The organism is Halomonas sp. AOP27-A1-41 (genome assembly GCF_052378605.1).
GTDB lineage: Bacteria > Pseudomonadota > Gammaproteobacteria > Pseudomonadales > Halomonadaceae > Vreelandella > Vreelandella citrativorans.
Genome location: NZ_JBQSXT010000006.1, coordinates 23,640 through 39,791 on the forward strand (window position 1 = coordinate 23,640; position 16,152 = coordinate 39,791).

Here is a 16,152-nt window from a genome sequence, read left to right on the forward strand (position 1 = left end):
TCCCATGCTTCTGGCGCCCTCTGTGTGGCAAACACAAACCGCGACTTAGCCGCGTTCTCGCCTAATATCGGCAGGCCGAGGGTGCTGTCATAATGTCGCAGGAGGGTTGTAGAACACCTGGATGGCGCTATGGTAGCCAAAGATTTATAACGACATACGATAGGCCAGTACGTGCGAGCTTGGCGCGTGTGCCGTTTAACCGTGTTTATTTAAAGGGAGCATCGAAGTAATGGCGAACAAGGCATTGAATGTCATGGCCCAACGAGTGACTCAGCGGCTGGCGTTAAGCGTGTTAGCACTGCTATTAACGGCAGGCGTTGCGCAGGCGCAGACGCTTGAAGTAAGCAATGCTCGGTTAAGCCTGCTGCCTGGTAACACGCCCGGTGCGGGTTACTTTGAGCTTTATAATACGGGCGATGAAACCGTCACGCTGGTGGGCGCTCAAAGCCCTGCCTTTGATAGTGTTGAAATACATGTTAGCTCCGAGCACGACGGTATGGCCCATATGCACGAGCTTACATCGCTTGAAATTGCTTCAGGCGAGCGTTTTGAGTTTGCTCCTAAAGGTCATCATCTGATGTTTATGCGCCGCGTTGAGCCCTTAAACGTAGGTGATGACGTTGACGTGGTGCTTGAGTTTAGCGATGAACAGCAACTGCCCGTTACCTTTAATGTTGTCTCTCCAGCATCGATGTAAAGGCCAGGAATAGGAACCCTATATGTACAAGTTGTTGTTCGCCGCGTTGGCGTCTCTTTTACTGGCTGGTTGTAGTGATCAGAGCTGGCGTACCACCGACGTTGCCGACATTATGCCGTCGCTTGATTTTTCACTGGTGGATGATAACGGCGACAGCGTCCAGGCGGATGAATATCTGGGTAAGCCAGCGCTTGTCTATTTTGGCTACACGTTTTGCCCCGATGTTTGCCCCATTACCCTGGCAAGATTAGGCGATGCGATCAGACAGCTGGATGATGAGACGCGCGACGAGGTTCAGGTGCTGTTTATTTCGGTCGACCCGGCGCGTGACACGCCCGAGGTGCTAAAGCGCTATACCAATGCCTTTGGCCCTGAGTTCACTGGCTTGACCGGCGATAAAGCCGACATTGATGCGATCACCAACCGTTACCGCGTTGCTTACGAATACGGTGAAGAGAATGAGAATGGTGACTACCTGGTAACACACTCCAGCGCTGTTTTTGCCTTTGATCGAGAGGGGAATGCACAGTTCCTGGTGCGGGATAGCCACCCGATAACGGATGTTCAGGCGGATATCACACGGCTGATAGAAAAAAGCTAACGCCGCTTGGAGTAGCCCCAGGGAGCTAAACAGGTAGTAGACGTAGGTAGAAAAAGTCTGTAGCAAAAAAGGGGCGACTGATGATCAGTCGCCCCTTTTTATGTGCCGTTTACTTGGCTAATACCTGGCAACGAAAGCGATTTAGCAGACGGCAGAGAGGCCGCAGCGCGACTTGTACAGACGAGAGTTAATATCCAGTTCGATATTCTCACTGTCTTTATCATAGAAAAAGGAGGCATAGCCATTGTCAGAAGAGGTTGTGCGATAGAGGCCGCAGATGCCATAACCATACTGCACTTCCTGCAGCTGCGAGAGCTCAATATCATGGGATGTCCCCAGCTTATTTGCCAGAGCGTGTTGAATGTCATCGCCAACATGGCTGTCAGACATAACCTGGCCACCGAAGATAGCGCCCGCCAGCACGACAGTAAGCGCCAGCGGCATCACGACAAGTAGTAAAAAAGGACGAGATTTCAACATAGCGGTATTCCTATGCCAGCTAGAATCAAAAAAGTGCCCTATTGTAGCGTGTCATGTTGAAGGTTCCTATCGACCGCGACAACGTGTCAAGCGAAGGCCTGGTAGCAGCATTAGCCCCGCTAGTAGCCATGCTGGCCAGCTCCCGGTGCGGGTGAAAGGTGTTAACCCCTCCATCGCATAGAACTCACCCACTAACGCTGTCGTTTCAAACTGGGGCGCTTGAGCAACGATGCTTCCGTGGGCATCAATAATCGCTGTAACGCCGTTACTGGTGGCGCGTATTACATAGCGACCATTTTCAAGTGCTCTAAGCCGTGCCATTTGCAAATGCTGGAAAGGGCCAATGGAGGCGCCAAACCAGGTGTCGTTGGAAACCGTCAGCAGCACATCGCTGTCCTGAGCGCGACGCGCCACAAGCTGCGGATAGATGATTTCATAACAGATCGCGTTGCCCAGGCGAATGCCGGAGGCCTGCATGGGCGTCTGATGCGATGCGCCTTTGGTAAAGCTCGACATCGGCAGGTCAAAAAAGTCGATAGCACCGCGCAGCACGCTTTCAAGCGGTAGGTATTCGCCAAAGGGCACCAGGTGCTCTTTTTGATAACTGCCTTCAACGTTGCCAATGCCCACCACGCTGTTGTAGTAGCGGTTAGCCTCATCCAATTGAACGATGCCTGTCACCAAGGCAACGCCTGGCGGAAGGTTAGCCTGAACGCGCTCCAGGACCGGACGTGCCTGAGTTTCCATCATGGGAAGTGCGGTTTCTGGCCAGATAATTATGTCAGTTTCATCGGCGACTTCAGCGGTCAGTCGGCTGTAGGTATTCGCTGCGATGCGCTGGCCGTCTGGCGTCCATTTTAGCAACTGCGGGAGGTTGCCCTGAAGTAAAGCAACCCGAGTCGGTGTGCTGGAAGGGGTGGTCCACAGTGCAGGCAAGGCCAGCGGTATCAGCCAGATCGCCAGTAACGGGGCCAGTGCCCACCACTGGCGGCGCAGAAGCACGTTAGCCGCCAGTGTGCCGCTAAGCACCACCAGCAGGGAAAGCAGGTAAACACCGCCAATTGGTGCCCAGCTTGCCAAGGGGGAATCGACATAGCCTGAGCCCATTAGTAGCCAAGGGAAGCCTGTGAACAGGTAGGTGCGCAGCACTTCACCCAGCACCCAGGCACCGGCAAACGTTAGCCATGCCAATCGCGGGGTGGTAAAGCGCCGGTAAAGCCAGAAAGTGCCCGCATAAAAAAGGGCCAGTACGGCGACAAAAAGTGCGGTCAGCAACACTGCCAGCGGCACGCCGGTATAGCCGTAATCATGAATGGAGATATAGACCCATGAGGCGCCGCTGGCAAAGAGTGCAATGCCATAGAGCCAGCCTTTAAGCGCTGCCTGGGCAGGCGTTAAGGTATGAATCCCTACGTAAAGCAGGGCAATCGCTACCGGGCCAAGCCACCATAGTTCAAATGGTGAAGCGGTTAGCGTGGTAAAGCCGCCCGCAACCAGGGCCAGTAACAGTTGAAGCATAAAGGCGGGTGTTGGCCCCATGAAATATCCTGTCAATACGTGGTTAATCGGTAAGCTGCTAGTCGTTTTTTTGAGGTTCGAGGCTTTCGCCATCGCTTTCACGATAGGCCTCTAATAAGCGGATGCGCCGGTTATCTGCATTCAGGATGACAAAGTGCCAGCCGCCGAAGCGAGTATGCTCGCTGCGCCCGGGCAAATGACCAAATTGCTGCATCACCAGGCCGCCCACGGTATCGAATTCATCATCAGAGAATTCGGTGCCAAAGCGTTCGTTAAAGTCTTCGATGGGGGTGAGGGCGCGAATAGCAAAGTGGCCGTTTTCCAGCGTACGGATATCGTCCTCTTCGTCGGTATCGTGCTCGTCTTCAATATCACCCACGATTTGTTCCAGAATGTCTTCAATCGTAATAATGCCGGCAGTACCGCCATACTCATCTACCACAATGGCCATGTGGTTGTGCGTATCACGAAACTCTTTGAGCAGGCTGTTAAGTCGTTTCGACTCTGGAATAAACATGGCCGGACGGAGAACATCTTCCAGTTTGAAGGCGTCCCGGCTTTCCTGGGTTTGCGACAGTAAAGGAAGCAAGTCTTTTACCAGCAATATCCCTTTAACATCATCCAGATTCTCGCCAATCACAGGATAGCGGGAGTGACCGGTTTCCTGGATAAGCGGTAAATAGCCATCACGCGTTTGGTCCAGCGTTATGGCTGATACCTGAGAGCGGGGTATTAATACTTCTCGAACCTGTCGATCGCTAATTTCAAGCGCACCTTCAATAATCATGATGGCGTCCTGATCCAGCTTCAGTTTCCCAGCGGTATGGCGTAAAAACGTCATCAGTTCAGCGCGTGAACTGGGTTCGTCGGTATCTCCGGTAAGGGCGCCAAAGAGTTTCTCGAGCCAGGATTTTTGATTAGGATTGCTCGATCGGTCTTCGCTCATGCGTCAAATCTCTTGTTTACGGGGCAGACAGGTGTCGTAACGTGCCTAAATCTAGTATCAACAAAAAACAGGGTGCCAACAAGGCGGTGTCCCCCTGGTACAGGGCGCTATGTTGCACTATGCCTCTTGCCTTGCATCAATGAACGGTTTCTTCCCTGCGCGTTGTCAGTGTCAGTGTCATGGCACATGGTAAGGGTCAGAGATGCCCAGCTCAGCAAGCAGCGTACGCTCTAGCTGCTCCATCTCTTCTGCCTCTTCATCTTCAATATGGTCATAACCCATTAAATGAAGCGTGCCATGAACGACCATGTGCGCATAGTGATGCGCTAACGGCTTCTGTTGCTCGCCCGCCTCTTTTACCACAACGGCATGACAAATAATCAAATCGCCGAGCAGCGGTAGCGTGAGCCCCGGCGGGTTTTCAAATGGGAACGATAGCACATTGGTGGGCTTGTCTTTGCCGCGATAATCGCGGTTTAAGGCTTGGCTTTCTTGCTCGTCCACAAAGCGGATCGTAAGCTCTTGGCGCTCATCATCCGGGTGATGAGAAAACACACAGCCCACCCAGAGGGTGAGCTGTTCAAGCGTGGGCAGCAGCGGTTCATCAATAGCGGCCTGTCGATCAATCACGATATTGTTCAACGTGATGTATCTCCCCATCGTTCCTGAGGCTGTTCGCGCCCCTGAAGGCGTGCCTCGCGCTCTTGCTGGCGTACTTCACGGCGGGCACGCTCTTCCACTTCCTGCTGCGACTCGAATTCGTCGTAGGCTTCGATAATGCGCTGCACCAAGGGGTGGCGTACGACATCCTTGGCGGCAAAGTGGGTAACGCCGATGCCTGGCGTATCTTTCAGTACGTCAAGTACCTGGGACAAGCCAGAGCGCTGCCCACGAGGAAGGTCGACCTGGGTGATATCCCCGGTGATCACGGCCGTTGAGCCAAAACCGATCCGGGTCAGGAACATTTTCATCTGCTCCGGCGTGGTGTTCTGGCTTTCGTCCAAAATGATGTACGAATTATTCAGCGTGCGACCGCGCATATAGGCCAGCGGCGCTATTTCAATCACTTGGCGCTCGATGAGCTTGGCCACTTGTTCAAAACCGATCATCTCGTACAGCGCGTCGTACAGCGGGCGCAGGTACGGGTCGATCTTTTGGGCTAGATCACCAGGCAAAAAGCCGAGTTTTTCACCCGCTTCAACCGCTGGGCGTACCAGTAAGATGCGGCGCACTTCCTGTTGGTTAAGCGCTTCAACCGCTGCTGCTACCGCCAGATACGTTTTGCCGGTGCCGGCTGGCCCGATGCCGAAGTTAATATCGTGCTCGCGGATGCTGGTGACGTAGCGCTGCTGGTTCAAGCCGCGCGGCTTGATCATGGTGCGCGGCGTGCGCATTACCACGTCATCGGGGCTGCCTTCTCCGTCCTGCTCGTCTTCTAGTGCTTCCAGGCCAGACTCTTGCAGGAACAGGTGCACGGTATCTGCCGAAAGATCATCCACCGCCGTTTCGCGGTAGAGGTGCTCAAGCACGTTAGCCGCCGCTTTGATGCGGTTGGCAGCACCGGCCAGCTGAAACATATTGCCCCGGTTGCGCAAAGTCACGTCCAAGCGGCTCTCAATCAGCTTTAGATGCTCGTCCTGCTGGCCACTTAGGCTGGCAAGCCGCTGTGGGTCATTGGGTTCAAGGCTTAGGGTGATAATGCGATTGGCCTGAGGTGATGGCTGGCTCAAGAGTAGGAAATCCGTCAGTTAATGTGTGTAGACACCCAGCTTACTGCCCCAACCGGGGTTGGGGCAATTACCTAAGATAAGATAGCGGTCAGTAACGCTCGGGGGAGGCGAGCTCGCCGCGCAGCGAGTTGGGGAATGCCTCAGTGATCTCAACATCCACAAAGTAGCCGATTAGCTCGGTAGGGTTAGCCGCACGGAAGTTAACCACGCGGTTATTCTCCGTGCGCCCAGAGAGTTGGCCGGGGTCTTTAGGTGAAAAGCCGGTGACCAGAATGCGCTGGGTAGACCCCACCATGCGGCGGCTGATCTGGGCCACATTCTGCAGAATGCGCTCTTGCAGAATCGCCAGACGCTGCTTCTTGACGCTTTCCGGGGTGTCATCCGGCAGGCCTGAGGCGGGGGTGCCCGGGCGCGCCGAGTACACAAAACTAAACGAGTGATCGAAACCAATCCGGTGGATCAGATTCATCGTGGCTTCAAAGTCTTCCTCGGTTTCACCTGGGAAGCCGATAATGAAGTCTGATGAGAAGCTGATATCCGGACGGTTAGCGCGCACGCGCTCCATCTTCTCAATGTACTCTTCGGCAGTATGGCCACGCTTCATGGCGCTGAGAATCCGGTCGGAACCCGATTGCACCGGCAGGTGCAGGTGGCTGACCAGTTCCGGGATGTCTGCAAATGCATCCACCAGGCTGTCGGTGAACTCAACCGGATGCGAGGTGGTAAAGCGTATGCGGTCAATGCCATCTACTGCAGCGATGCAGGCAATCAGCTCGGCAAGATCAATTTCATCACCGTCGTCGTTGTCGCCTCGGTAGGCGTTAACGTTTTGGCCCAGAAGGTTGACTTCGCGTACCCCTTGATCGGCCAAGTGGATAACTTCATCCATCACCTTCTCAAACGGACGCGAGACCTCTTCTCCGCGGGTATAGGGCACCACGCAGAAGGTGCAGTATTTGGAGCAGCCTTCCATGATCGAGACAAAGGCCGTGGCGCCATCTGACTTGGGCTGGGGCAGGTGATCAAACTTCTCGATTTCCGGGAACGTTACGTCTACGGCGGCAATTTGATTGTTGCTGCGCGCATCCAGCATGGAGGGCACACGGTGCAGCGTCTGCGGGCCGAAAATCATATCCACGAAGGGCGCACGCTTACGCAGTGCATCGCCTTCCTGGCTTGCCACGCAGCCGCCTACGCCAATTACCAGGTCCGGGTTGGCGTCTTTTAGCTTTTTCCAGCGCCCCAGCTGATGAAACACTTTCTCCTGAGCCTTCTCACGAATTGAACAGGTGTTAAGAAGGATGACATCGGCTTCCTTCTCATTGTCGGTGAGTTCAAGCTGGTGAGATTCACCGAGTAGATCCGCCATACGGGAGGAGTCGTACTCGTTCATTTGGCAGCCGTGCGTTTTGATGAAGAGCTTCTTCGCCATCGGTACCTGTCGTCTATGGGTCGTCGGGGGACGAGGAATGAATGGGGTATCGTTTTAGCAGCGTAGGCTACTGTTGAATAATCCTATTATACGGGCACAAGAAACCGGGGGCTAGCATTCCCCAATAATCGATACTTGACCTTAGTCTCTAAATCAGTATACTACGCACCGTGTTTGAGAAGTTCCTCGATAGCTCAGTTGGTAGAGCAAATGACTGTTAATCATTGGGTCACAGGTTCGAGTCCTGTTCGAGGAGCCAACACTTTACAGGTTGGTTCTGCTTAAAACACAATAGCTTAAGATGTTCCTCGATAGCTCAGTTGGTAGAGCAAATGACTGTTAATCATTGGGTCACAGGTTCGAGTCCTGTTCGAGGAGCCAAGCTGACTATTTTACTACCTGTTTCGGCATAGCCTGCTATAGGTAGCGCGTTATTCCTCGATAGCTCAGTTGGTAGAGCAAATGACTGTTAATCATTGGGTCACAGGTTCGAGTCCTGTTCGAGGAGCCATCTACTTGCCTTTTTAGATTCACAGGGTGCTTCCTTTGTGCCTGGTTCTGAAAAGCGTACTTCGGTCTGTTTTCTAGCTCCCCTGATTTTTATTACCTCTTCAAACCTTTATTACCTCTTTAAGCCTTTATCTTCTCCAGGTCGTTATTAACCCCTGTAAAAGTATTGGCCCCGCTGCCTAACGGTATTGGGTTGATTTCGCGTATCTGGCGGGTCAGAAGTCATGCGTAAAAAAACGCCGACCTAAAAGGTCGGCGTCATACAGCGATCAATGGTTATTTAGCGTGTCGTCATTCGCTGGGCTTGTTGAAATTGCGCGTAATCCAGCAGGATTTCTGCGGCTTCTAGTACGGGAGCGCGATCAGCGGGCATGCCTTCATCCTCTCCGTTTTTGTCAGCATCGTCACTGGGTTCGCTGCTTTCCAGGCGTGCATCCATCCACTCGTCTAGTTCTGGCAGTTTGAGTGCCCGGCGACGCTGGTTCTCTAGCGAAAGCTGCTCGGCCTCTTGGGCCTCAAGCTCACGCTGGCGCTGCTCGCGGTTCAGGCTCACGCTGGTGTGCTGCTCACGTAGCTGGCGGGCCAGCGTGGACTGGCGCTCAACATAGCGGAAGTTGGGGTTCTCTTTGGCGCGCGCTGCGTGTTGGGTGTTCAGTGCGTCTATAAAGGCTTCCGGCGTTCCATAGCGACGATACTGAACATCTTGAACAGTATCCCAGCCAAGGGCGTTATCCAGGCTGCTTTCACCGATCCGTTCTGGGTCGATTAAGCTCGGGAAGCTAATGTCAGGCTCAACCCCACGGTTTTGCGTGCTTTTACCGGTGATGCGGTAAAACTTGGCGCGGGTCAGCTTGATCTGCCCATGGCTTAGGTCGTTCAGCGTTTGTACGGTACCTTTGCCAAAGGTTGATGAGCCTACTACCAGGCCGCGACCATAATCCTGAATAGCGCCTGCAAAGATTTCCGAGGCAGAGGCGGAAAGGCGGTTGACCAGCACGGTCAGCGGACCATCGTAGAGTGTGCCTGCGCTGGTATCGCCATAGAGCTGAATGCGCCCTTGAGCGTCACGTACCTGTACTGTGGGGCCTCGGTCAATAAACAAGCCAATCAGCGAGTTAGCCTCTTGAAGCGCGCCGCCGCCGTTATTACGCAGATCCAGCACAATGCCTTCTACGCCTTGCTCTTTTAGGCGCTCGACTTCACGGGCGACATCGCGTGTGGTGCTGCGATACTCCTCTTCGCCCGCCTGCCAGGCGTCAAAATCAACATAGAAAGTAGGAATGTTAATGACCCCAATGGGATGGGATTCACCGTCTCGCTCAACGTTGATCACTTCGCCATGGGCCGCTTGGTCTTCAAGGCTTACCGTATCGCGGGTGATCTCGACAATATGCGAGCGGGTCATGTCCACCGCTTGGGCGGGCACGATATCCAGGCGGACGACGGAGCCTTTGGGGCCACGAATCAAGTCAACGACGTTGTCCAAGCGCATGCCCACAACGTTGACCATTTCGCCCTCTTCCTGGCCAACCGCAATAATGCGGTCGGCTGGTTCCAGGACATCTGCACGGTCAGCAGGGCCGCCGGGCACCAGACTTGCTACTTTCACGTATTCGCCATCGGCCTGCAGTAGCGCGCCAATGCCTTCCAGCGAGAGGCTCATCTGGATGTCAAAAGATTCGCTTTGGCGTGGTGAGAGGTAGCCGGTATGTGGATCAATCGTGCTGGTGACCGCTGCCATTATCAAGCCGAAGACATCTTCTGATTCGGTTTGGCGTAGGCGACTAAGCTGGCCTTCATAGCGCTGGCGCAGGTTATCGACTATCTGCTCGTCATCCTGGTCGGTAAGTGCGAGCGTTAGCGCGTCATTTTTTAACCGCTTGCGCCATAGCTCATCAAGTTCGCTCTCGCGGGTGGCCCAGGGAGCATTTTCGCGATCAACTTCCAGGCGCTCATCGCTATCAAAGCTAAACGATAGGCCTTCATCAAGACGTGCAAGCAGCCATTCAACCCGCGCAATATTACGCTCGCTTAGCTGGTTATAAAGCGCGTAAGCATCATCCAAATCGCCGTTAAAGAGTGCTTCAGCCATATCATTTTCATAATGGCGGTAGGGCTCTATATCGCGATTCAGTAAATAAGCGCGTTGACCATCGAGGATATCCAGGTAGCGTTGGAAGGCCTCCTGTGACCACTGCTCATCAAACGTTATGTTGGCGTAGTGGCCGTAGCGGAGCGCATCCGCAATTTCTACTGCCGCTTGGCGTTGTTCGTCGGTCGGCGCAATTTGCGCCATAACTGCCGGGCTGGTAACGACCAGCATCACGGCAAGGGCGACCGAGCGCGAAAGCGTTGCAAACAAGCTCATCAGTCAAGCTCTCCCGGATTTGTGTACACTCATTCTTCCCTAGACCTGCTTGTGACCTATGTGTTGCATAGGCCAGGGGGCATTGTAGCAGGTCGTTTGCTCTATGAGACTCAATCATTACTGTTATGAGGATTTCCATGTCCGAAGCTTTCAACGCCGATCGGCTAACGCGGTTATGTGATTTTCTGCGCCAGTCGCCCACGCCTTGGCATGCAACGAAGGCAATGGCCGAACGCTTGGAGAAAGCAGGTTTTCAGCGCCTCCACGAGACAGCTAATTGGCAGCTGGCGCCTGGGCAGCGCTATTACGTTACGCGCAATGATTCTTCCATTATCGCCTTTCAGTTGCCAAGCGATACGCTTAAAAGCTTGCGTATGCTGGGCGCGCATACGGATAGCCCCGGATTGCGCTTAAAGCCCAACGCCACTCAGCACTCGGCAGGTTGGTTGCAGCTTGGCGTGCAGGTGTATGGGGGCGTACTGTTGGCGCCCTGGTTTGACCGTGATTTAGGATTAGCCGGGCGCGTACATGTGCGCCATGCGGACGGGCGGCTGGAAAGCCTGCTGCTGAATGTTGACCGGCCTATTGCGATGGTGCCGAACCTGGCCATCCATCTGGATCGCGACGTGAATTCGGGCCGTGCTATTAATCCGCAAACGCAAATGGCGCCGGTACTACTGCAAAGCGATAGCACCAAGCTTTCTGAATTGCTGGCCGCTTGGCTTGAGGAGCAGCACGGTGTGCGCTCCGCTGAGGTGGTGGATTTTGAACTGGGTTTTTACGATGTGCAGCCGCCTTCGCTCGTAGGGGTTAAGCAAGAGCTCATCGCTAGTGCGCGGCTGGACAATCTGCTCTCCTGTTTTATTGGCATGGAGGCCTTGCTCGAAAGTGATGGTAGCCAGGGGGCGTTGTTAGTGGCGAACGATCACGAAGAGGTGGGTAGTGCGAGCGCTTGTGGTGCGCAGGGGCCGTTCCTGGGCGATGTGCTTAAGCGCATCAATGCGCAGGTAGGAGAGGGCAGCGAGGAGTCGCTGATTCAGTTGATTCAGTCATCGCTGATGATTTCCTGTGACAATGCGCATGCGTTGCATCCTAACTTTCGCGATAAGCATGATGAGCAGCATGGCCCCGCCATTAACGGCGGCCCGGTTATCAAGGTGAATGCCAGCCAGCGCTACGCCACCAATAGCGTAACCGGTGCGCTATTTCGTGATGTGTGTCGCGAAGCCGACGTGCCGGTACAGTCGTTTGTGACGCGGGCGGATATGGGTTGCGGTAGTACCATTGGGCCGATTACGGCGACGGAGCTTGGCGTGCCTACGCTGGATATCGGCGTGCCACAGTGGGCCATGCACTCTATCCGTGAAACGGCGGGTACGCGTGACGTGGAATACCTAACCCGAGCATTGAAAGTGTTTCTGAATCGGCCGACGCTTGGTTGATGCGCACTAGATAACGCCCAACAACGAAAAAGGCCCGCTGACTAAGTCAGCGGGCCTTTTGCTATTCGGTGTTGGTGGCTACGCCCTGATTTGAACAGGGGACCCCATCATTATGAGTGATGTGCTCTAACCAGCTGAGCTACGTAGCCTTTCAACGGGGGCGTATATTAACAGCTTTTTTCCGCTCGTCAATATTTTAACGTAATAAGCGCGATGCCCAGGTAGTTACTCGTTGTCTTTTTGAGGTTGTTTGTCTGGTGGCGTTACATTGGGTAGGGAGTGGCTGTTCCCTGATGGCTTGTCAGTGAACTTGTGAGGGGGCTTGGGAGAGTGCTTGGGAGAGTGCTCGTAATCGTGCCCGGAAAGGCTGGGACGGTCAGTTGCCTTGTGCCAAATGCGATGTAAACCACGCTGTATATCGTCGAAAACCTCTTGAGAGATTAAGCGGTCTTTTACCATTTCTTCCATGCTTTCAGCACTTCGTCGCAACGCATAAAGGCGTAACATGCGCTGCTCAAGTTGGTAGGCGTGACGACCAAACTTTGCTTCCGTCTCACGTATTGCTTGGTCGACAGCGCTGATCCTTATATTGAGCACCTCATCAAGTAATTCAGCCATGCGCTGACCGAATAGCGGGGTTAGCCGCTGTGTCGTGTAATGGCGCAACTCTTCTAGTACCGCCCTGTGGCAAATTAATAGCTCAAAACGGTTAGATAGCAGACGTGTCAGCGGCCAGCGAATCCTCATATGCTGGTGAAGAAAGGTGCACAGCTTAATCCAGCGAGTGTGTGAGGTTATTTTCCGTGTTTCTCTGTTATAACCCAAGCGGCCCTCTGAGCGAGCCGCATCAATGGTTCTGCCGCTGGCGCGCATCATCGTATCCAGGTTATGGATGCTGGTGACGCCGTTTCCGTAGCGCGGAATAAGATCGCGCTCTCGAACAGCCAGCGTCACCAGCGCAATTGCCATACGGTCTCGCTCAGGTAGCGCTTGGTCAAGCGCGAAAGGGGCCGTCTCGATGGCCATATCACGACGAAATTTAGCAATGACATCATCGGTGATGGAGGGGTCAATGTTGAAGTTCTGCGCTGTGCGTTGTACCGCGCTTTCAACCTCAATGGTCGAAAGATGAATAGCCTGTTGCTGAAGCGCTTTATCGTAAGGGTTTAGCTGATCAAGCTTTAACTTGCGAATGACCGCCTGAAGACTGGTTCCATTAACCAGTAGGCTGAATAGTACAAAGCCGGTGGCCAGGATAGCAACAAAATGGCGAACGTCTGCTGAAAGCGCTGTTTGCTCTGCAACGCCGAGCGCAAGTACGAGTGTGACCGCGCCACGTAGTCCTCCCCAGGTGATAGCCAGCTTATAGCTTGCGCTGATCGGGGTTGAAAGCTTGAGTCGATTCAACAGCGGCAGAAAGCCAAATAGAACGAGGAGGCGTGCCAGTAAGGTCGCCAGAATAATCGTTACGAGTAACGGTAGCCACGCAAGAGTCATCCCTTCCAGCATTTTTGGCACTTGCAGCATGGCGAGCAAAAACACCATGGCACCCGCGACGGAGGCAATTTGCACCCAGAGAAGTTGCAGGTATTCCCAATTGGCGGGCGACGTCCGCGTTCTGCCTAAACCGTTGAGCACCAGGCCTGCGGCTACGACGGCGACAACCCCCGAAACACCGAAACTTTCGCCCAGCAGGTAGGTGGGGTATGGCAGAGAAAGCGTGATGGCTATCTGCGCTTTGCCATCGTTACCGATAAGAGCGAGTGCCTCTGCACCGATACGCCCGATGATAGCGCCAAGGATCAAACCGCCGCCCAGGGATAACGCTAGCATTCCGGCCACCTGTAGCGCAGTGGTAGCGACATGGTCGGTAAGTGAGGCGAGTAGCACGCTGACAATCGCGATTGCGGCCGCATCATTTAGCAGGCTCTCGCCTTCCACTAGACGGATTAGCCGTGGAGGTGCTCCAACGTTACGGAAAATGGCAATGACGGCGGATGGGTCAGTTGTCGCGATGACGGCGCCAAGTAACAGCCCAACAGGCAGCGCTGCTGCGCCTAGCAGCCATATAGACAGGCCCACCATACCTGTAGCAACGAAAACAGCCACTACCGCAAGGAGTAAAATAGGCGCTGCATCAGGCACCATTTCACGAACATCGACACTAAGCGCTGCCTGGAACAACAGCGGGGGGAGAAAAATCCACAGATAAATTTCAGCAGGCAAGGATGCTGATAAGAGAGGATCAAAGAGATCTATGGCAGGCCATAATGTCGACAGGGTCGCGTAAGAGAGCCCCAGGGTGATGCCTGTTAACGCCAGCAGCGTTGCTTCAGGAAACGCCGTACGCGCAGAGAGCCGTTGCACCAGCGCAATGATCATAAGCATCAGGCTGCCAAGTAACAGCACTTTGTACAGTGTTTCCATAGGTATCAGCTTCCGGTTGAATAAGCTCGGATGCCTCAGTATTAGTCGGCTGGGCGTAGGATGCCACTGAAAAATTAAGAAAAAAGGGGTAGGGGCGTTGCCTGAAGGTGGCAGATGAAGAGACAAATTGCCATGGGCGCAGGAGTGCGCCCATGGCAGGAGCTAGCAGGTTACGGGGTGGTCAATTAAACGTTAAACCGGAAGTGCACCACATCACCATCTTTCACAATGTACTCTTTGCCTTCCAGACGCCATTTGCCCGCATCTTTAGCACCTTGCTCACCGCCCAGTGAGACAAAATCGTCATAGGCGATCACTTCTGCGCGGATAAAGCCTTTCTGGAAGTCAGTATGGATAGCGCCAGCAGACTCTGGGGCCGTAGCGCCCTGTTTTACTGTCCATGCGCGGACTTCTTTTACGCCTGCAGTGAAGTAGGTTTGCAGGCCCAGTAGGGCATAACCTGCGCGAATAACGCGGTCAAGGCCGGGCTCTTCCATGCCCATCTCACCCAGGAACATGGCGCGTTCTTCATCTTCCAGCTCAGCGATTTCAGCTTCCAGCTGGTTGCAGACGGGCACTACGACGGCGCCTTCTTCGGCAGCTATTTCTTTAACGATATCCAGGTAAGGGTTGTTCTCAAACCCGTCTTCATTGACGTTAGCGATGTACATGGTGGGCTTTAGGGTTAAAAAACCAAAGCTTTTCACCTGACGCTTTTCGTCCTCATCCAGACCAAAACTGCGCAATGGGTGGCCTTCGGCCAGGTGTGGCTCAATCTTGTCGAGGATGGCTTTGGTTGCGATGGCCTCCTTATCGCCGCCTTTGACCGAACGCAAGAGCCTCTGGCTGGCCTTCTCAACGGTATCCAGGTCCGCCAGGGCAAGCTCAAGGTTAATCGTTTCGATGTCGGCGCGAGGGTCAACCTGGTTGGCAACATGGATAACGTTGTCGTTATCAAAGCAGCGCACCACGTGGGCAATCGCTTGGGTTTCGCGAATGTTGGCAAGAAATTTATTGCCCAGACCTTCACCCTTGGAGGCTCCTGCCACGAGGCCTGCGATATCGACAAACTCCATGGTCGTGGGCAGGACTCGTTCAGGTTTGACGATCGCAGCCAGCTTGTCCAAACGTGGGTCAGGCATGGGAACGATGCCTACGTTGGGTTCTATCGTACAAAACGGGAAGTTTTCCGCATCAATGCCTGATTTTGTCAACGCATTGAAGAGCGTGGATTTACCTACGTTGGGTAGGCCGACGATACCGCAGTTAAAGCCCATAAGTTCATTCCTGGCCGCTAGGCGCGCGCTAACGAAAGGATGTGTTCAGCGCGGGTCTAAAGTGAAAAAAAATCGATAGTAACTATTTTACGCTATGCAGGCGATTCATGGCTTTCGCCCAATCGCCATCAAGTACAAGCGGGAGTGTGGCTTCGCACTCGTTAAGCACATGATCAATGGCCGCCTGCTCGTCTTTGCCGGGCCGACCAAGCACGTAGTGGGTGACCTGACGTGCCTCACCTGGGTGGCCGATGCCTATGCGTAGACGGTGGAACTGCTTTTGGTTGCCAAGTGCGCTGATGATATCGCGCAGGCCGTTATGACCACCGTGGCCACCGCCTGTTTTATAGCGCGCCTGCCCCGGGGGGAGGTCTAGCTCATCATGAGCGACCAGTAAATTCTCGGGGGCAAGTTTAAAAAACTGGGTAAGCGCTGCCACAGAGGCGCCGCTTCGGTTCATGAAGGTGGTAGGGTTGAGCAGATGAAGCTCATGGTCGCCCACGCGGGCCTTGGCATACAGGCCGAGGAACTTCTTTTCCGGGCGCAGTTCGGTATGGGCGCTGCGCGCAATGGCATCGACCAGCCAGAAACCCGCATTGTGCCGGGTGGTATCATACTCGGCGCCGGGGTTGCCTAGTCCTATCAGGGCCGTTACCTGACTCATTGACCTACCTCCAAAAAAATCCGGGCGTATTCTTGACGTCGTGCGTCATTGGCGGCTTGA

Annotated in this window: 13 protein-coding genes and 4 tRNA genes; 6 read left to right on the top strand and 11 right to left on the bottom strand. The window is 54.1% G+C overall.

Annotated features, from left to right (window positions below):
• Positions 1 to 229: 229 nt before the first annotated feature.
• The gene (locus ACT3TC_RS05865) at positions 230 to 697 is read left to right on the top strand and encodes a copper chaperone PCu(A)C (RefSeq protein WP_444639462.1); all 468 of its coding nucleotides are present in this window, start codon (positions 230 to 232) and stop codon (positions 695 to 697) included.
• A 22-nt stretch (positions 698 to 719) separates the two neighbouring features.
• Positions 720 to 1,298 (top strand): SCO family protein, encoded by a 579-nt coding sequence (locus ACT3TC_RS05870; protein ID WP_444639463.1) that lies wholly within the window; start codon positions 720 to 722, stop codon positions 1,296 to 1,298.
• Between the two features lie 141 nt (positions 1,299 to 1,439).
• Here the strand turns inward: ACT3TC_RS05870 and ACT3TC_RS05875 are convergent, their stop codons facing one another.
• The 6 genes from ACT3TC_RS05875 to miaB all read right to left on the bottom strand — a co-directional run bounded on the left by ACT3TC_RS05875 (position 1,440) and on the right by miaB (position 7,404).
• On the bottom strand, positions 1,440 to 1,778 hold the full coding sequence (locus ACT3TC_RS05875) for a hypothetical protein (RefSeq protein WP_444639464.1): 339 nt from the start codon (positions 1,776 to 1,778) through the stop codon (positions 1,440 to 1,442).
• Positions 1,779 to 1,844: 66 nt separating this feature from the next.
• Positions 1,845 to 3,317: an apolipoprotein N-acyltransferase gene (lnt, locus tag ACT3TC_RS05880; protein WP_444639465.1), complete on the bottom strand. Its 1,473-nt coding sequence runs from the start codon at positions 3,315 to 3,317 to the stop codon at positions 1,845 to 1,847.
• A gap of 37 nt (positions 3,318 to 3,354) precedes the next feature.
• Positions 3,355 to 4,242, bottom strand: coding sequence for an HlyC/CorC family transporter (locus tag ACT3TC_RS05885; protein WP_193053079.1), 888 nt, complete (start codon positions 4,240 to 4,242; stop codon positions 3,355 to 3,357).
• Between the two features lie 177 nt (positions 4,243 to 4,419).
• Complete coding sequence (ybeY, locus tag ACT3TC_RS05890) at positions 4,420 to 4,884, bottom strand: rRNA maturation RNase YbeY (RefSeq protein WP_444639466.1); 465 nt, start codon at positions 4,882 to 4,884, stop codon at positions 4,420 to 4,422.
• Entirely contained in the window at positions 4,881 to 5,972 is a 1,092-nt protein-coding gene (locus ACT3TC_RS05895; protein ID WP_444639467.1) for a PhoH family protein, read from the bottom strand. The genes ybeY and ACT3TC_RS05895 overlap by 4 nt, the downstream gene beginning before the upstream one ends.
• Positions 5,973 to 6,060: 88 nt before the next feature.
• Positions 6,061 to 7,404, bottom strand: a complete 1,344-nt coding sequence (miaB, locus tag ACT3TC_RS05900) for a tRNA (N6-isopentenyl adenosine(37)-C2)-methylthiotransferase MiaB (RefSeq protein WP_444627430.1) — start codon at positions 7,402 to 7,404, stop codon at positions 6,061 to 6,063.
• 183 nt (positions 7,405 to 7,587) lie between these two features.
• On the opposite strand from miaB, the gene ACT3TC_RS05905 reads away from it, so the two are divergent.
• The 3 genes from ACT3TC_RS05905 (at position 7,588) to ACT3TC_RS05915 (ending at position 7,915) form a co-directional block, all read left to right on the top strand.
• A tRNA-Asn gene (locus ACT3TC_RS05905) sits at positions 7,588 to 7,663 on the top strand.
• A gap of 46 nt (positions 7,664 to 7,709) precedes the next feature.
• A tRNA-Asn gene (locus ACT3TC_RS05910) sits at positions 7,710 to 7,785 on the top strand.
• Positions 7,786 to 7,839: 54 nt separating this feature from the next.
• Positions 7,840 to 7,915: transfer RNA gene (locus ACT3TC_RS05915), tRNA-Asn, on the top strand.
• A 279-nt stretch (positions 7,916 to 8,194) separates the two neighbouring features.
• Here ACT3TC_RS05915 and ACT3TC_RS05920 read toward each other — a convergent pair.
• Positions 8,195 to 10,282 carry a carboxy terminal-processing peptidase gene (locus ACT3TC_RS05920; RefSeq protein ID WP_444639468.1) on the bottom strand — a complete coding sequence of 696 codons (2,088 nt, stop codon included), beginning with the start codon at positions 10,280 to 10,282 and terminating at the stop codon, positions 8,195 to 8,197.
• 137 nt (positions 10,283 to 10,419) lie between these two features.
• Between ACT3TC_RS05920 and ACT3TC_RS05925 the strand changes: the two genes are divergently transcribed.
• Positions 10,420 to 11,724, top strand: coding sequence for a M18 family aminopeptidase (locus ACT3TC_RS05925; protein WP_444627431.1), 1,305 nt, complete (start codon positions 10,420 to 10,422; stop codon positions 11,722 to 11,724).
• A gap of 72 nt (positions 11,725 to 11,796) precedes the next feature.
• Here the strand turns inward: ACT3TC_RS05925 and ACT3TC_RS05930 are convergent.
• From ACT3TC_RS05930 to pth, 4 genes are all read right to left on the bottom strand, one after another.
• Positions 11,797 to 11,873 (bottom strand) — tRNA-Met (locus tag ACT3TC_RS05930).
• A gap of 76 nt (positions 11,874 to 11,949) precedes the next feature.
• Complete coding sequence (locus tag ACT3TC_RS05935; RefSeq protein WP_444639469.1) at positions 11,950 to 14,151, bottom strand: cation:proton antiporter; 2,202 nt, start codon at positions 14,149 to 14,151, stop codon at positions 11,950 to 11,952.
• Positions 14,152 to 14,336: 185 nt separating this feature from the next.
• Positions 14,337 to 15,428, bottom strand: coding sequence for a redox-regulated ATPase YchF (ychF, locus tag ACT3TC_RS05940; protein WP_172117130.1), 1,092 nt, complete (start codon positions 15,426 to 15,428; stop codon positions 14,337 to 14,339).
• A gap of 82 nt (positions 15,429 to 15,510) precedes the next feature.
• Positions 15,511 to 16,092 carry an aminoacyl-tRNA hydrolase gene (pth, locus tag ACT3TC_RS05945; RefSeq protein ID WP_193054974.1) on the bottom strand — a complete coding sequence of 194 codons (582 nt, stop codon included), beginning with the start codon at positions 16,090 to 16,092 and terminating at the stop codon, positions 15,511 to 15,513.
• Between the last annotated feature and the right edge of the window lie 60 nt (positions 16,093 to 16,152).

Bases quoted from the DNA above. Each gene is read 5' to 3' on its own strand.
- ACT3TC_RS05920 (WP_444639468.1), bottom strand. From the start codon at position 10,282: ATGAGCTTGTTTGCAACGCTTTCGCGCTCGGTCGCCCTTGCCGTGATG.
- pth (WP_193054974.1), bottom strand. From the start codon at position 16,092: ATGAGTCAGGTAACGGCCCTGATAGGACTAGGCAACCCCGGCGCCGAG.
- ychF (WP_172117130.1), bottom strand. From the start codon at position 15,428: ATGGGCTTTAACTGCGGTATCGTCGGCCTACCCAACGTAGGTAAATCC.
- ACT3TC_RS05865 (WP_444639462.1), top strand. From the start codon at position 230: ATGGCGAACAAGGCATTGAATGTCATGGCCCAACGAGTGACTCAGCGG.
- ACT3TC_RS05935 (WP_444639469.1), bottom strand. From the start codon at position 14,151: ATGGAAACACTGTACAAAGTGCTGTTACTTGGCAGCCTGATGCTTATG.
- ACT3TC_RS05875 (WP_444639464.1), bottom strand. From the start codon at position 1,778: ATGTTGAAATCTCGTCCTTTTTTACTACTTGTCGTGATGCCGCTGGCG.
- ACT3TC_RS05870 (WP_444639463.1), top strand. From the start codon at position 720: ATGTACAAGTTGTTGTTCGCCGCGTTGGCGTCTCTTTTACTGGCTGGT.
- ACT3TC_RS05925 (WP_444627431.1), top strand. From the start codon at position 10,420: ATGTCCGAAGCTTTCAACGCCGATCGGCTAACGCGGTTATGTGATTTT.
- ACT3TC_RS05885 (WP_193053079.1), bottom strand. From the start codon at position 4,242: ATGAGCGAAGACCGATCGAGCAATCCTAATCAAAAATCCTGGCTCGAG.
- miaB (WP_444627430.1), bottom strand. From the start codon at position 7,404: ATGGCGAAGAAGCTCTTCATCAAAACGCACGGCTGCCAAATGAACGAG.
- lnt (WP_444639465.1), bottom strand. From the start codon at position 3,317: ATGGGGCCAACACCCGCCTTTATGCTTCAACTGTTACTGGCCCTGGTT.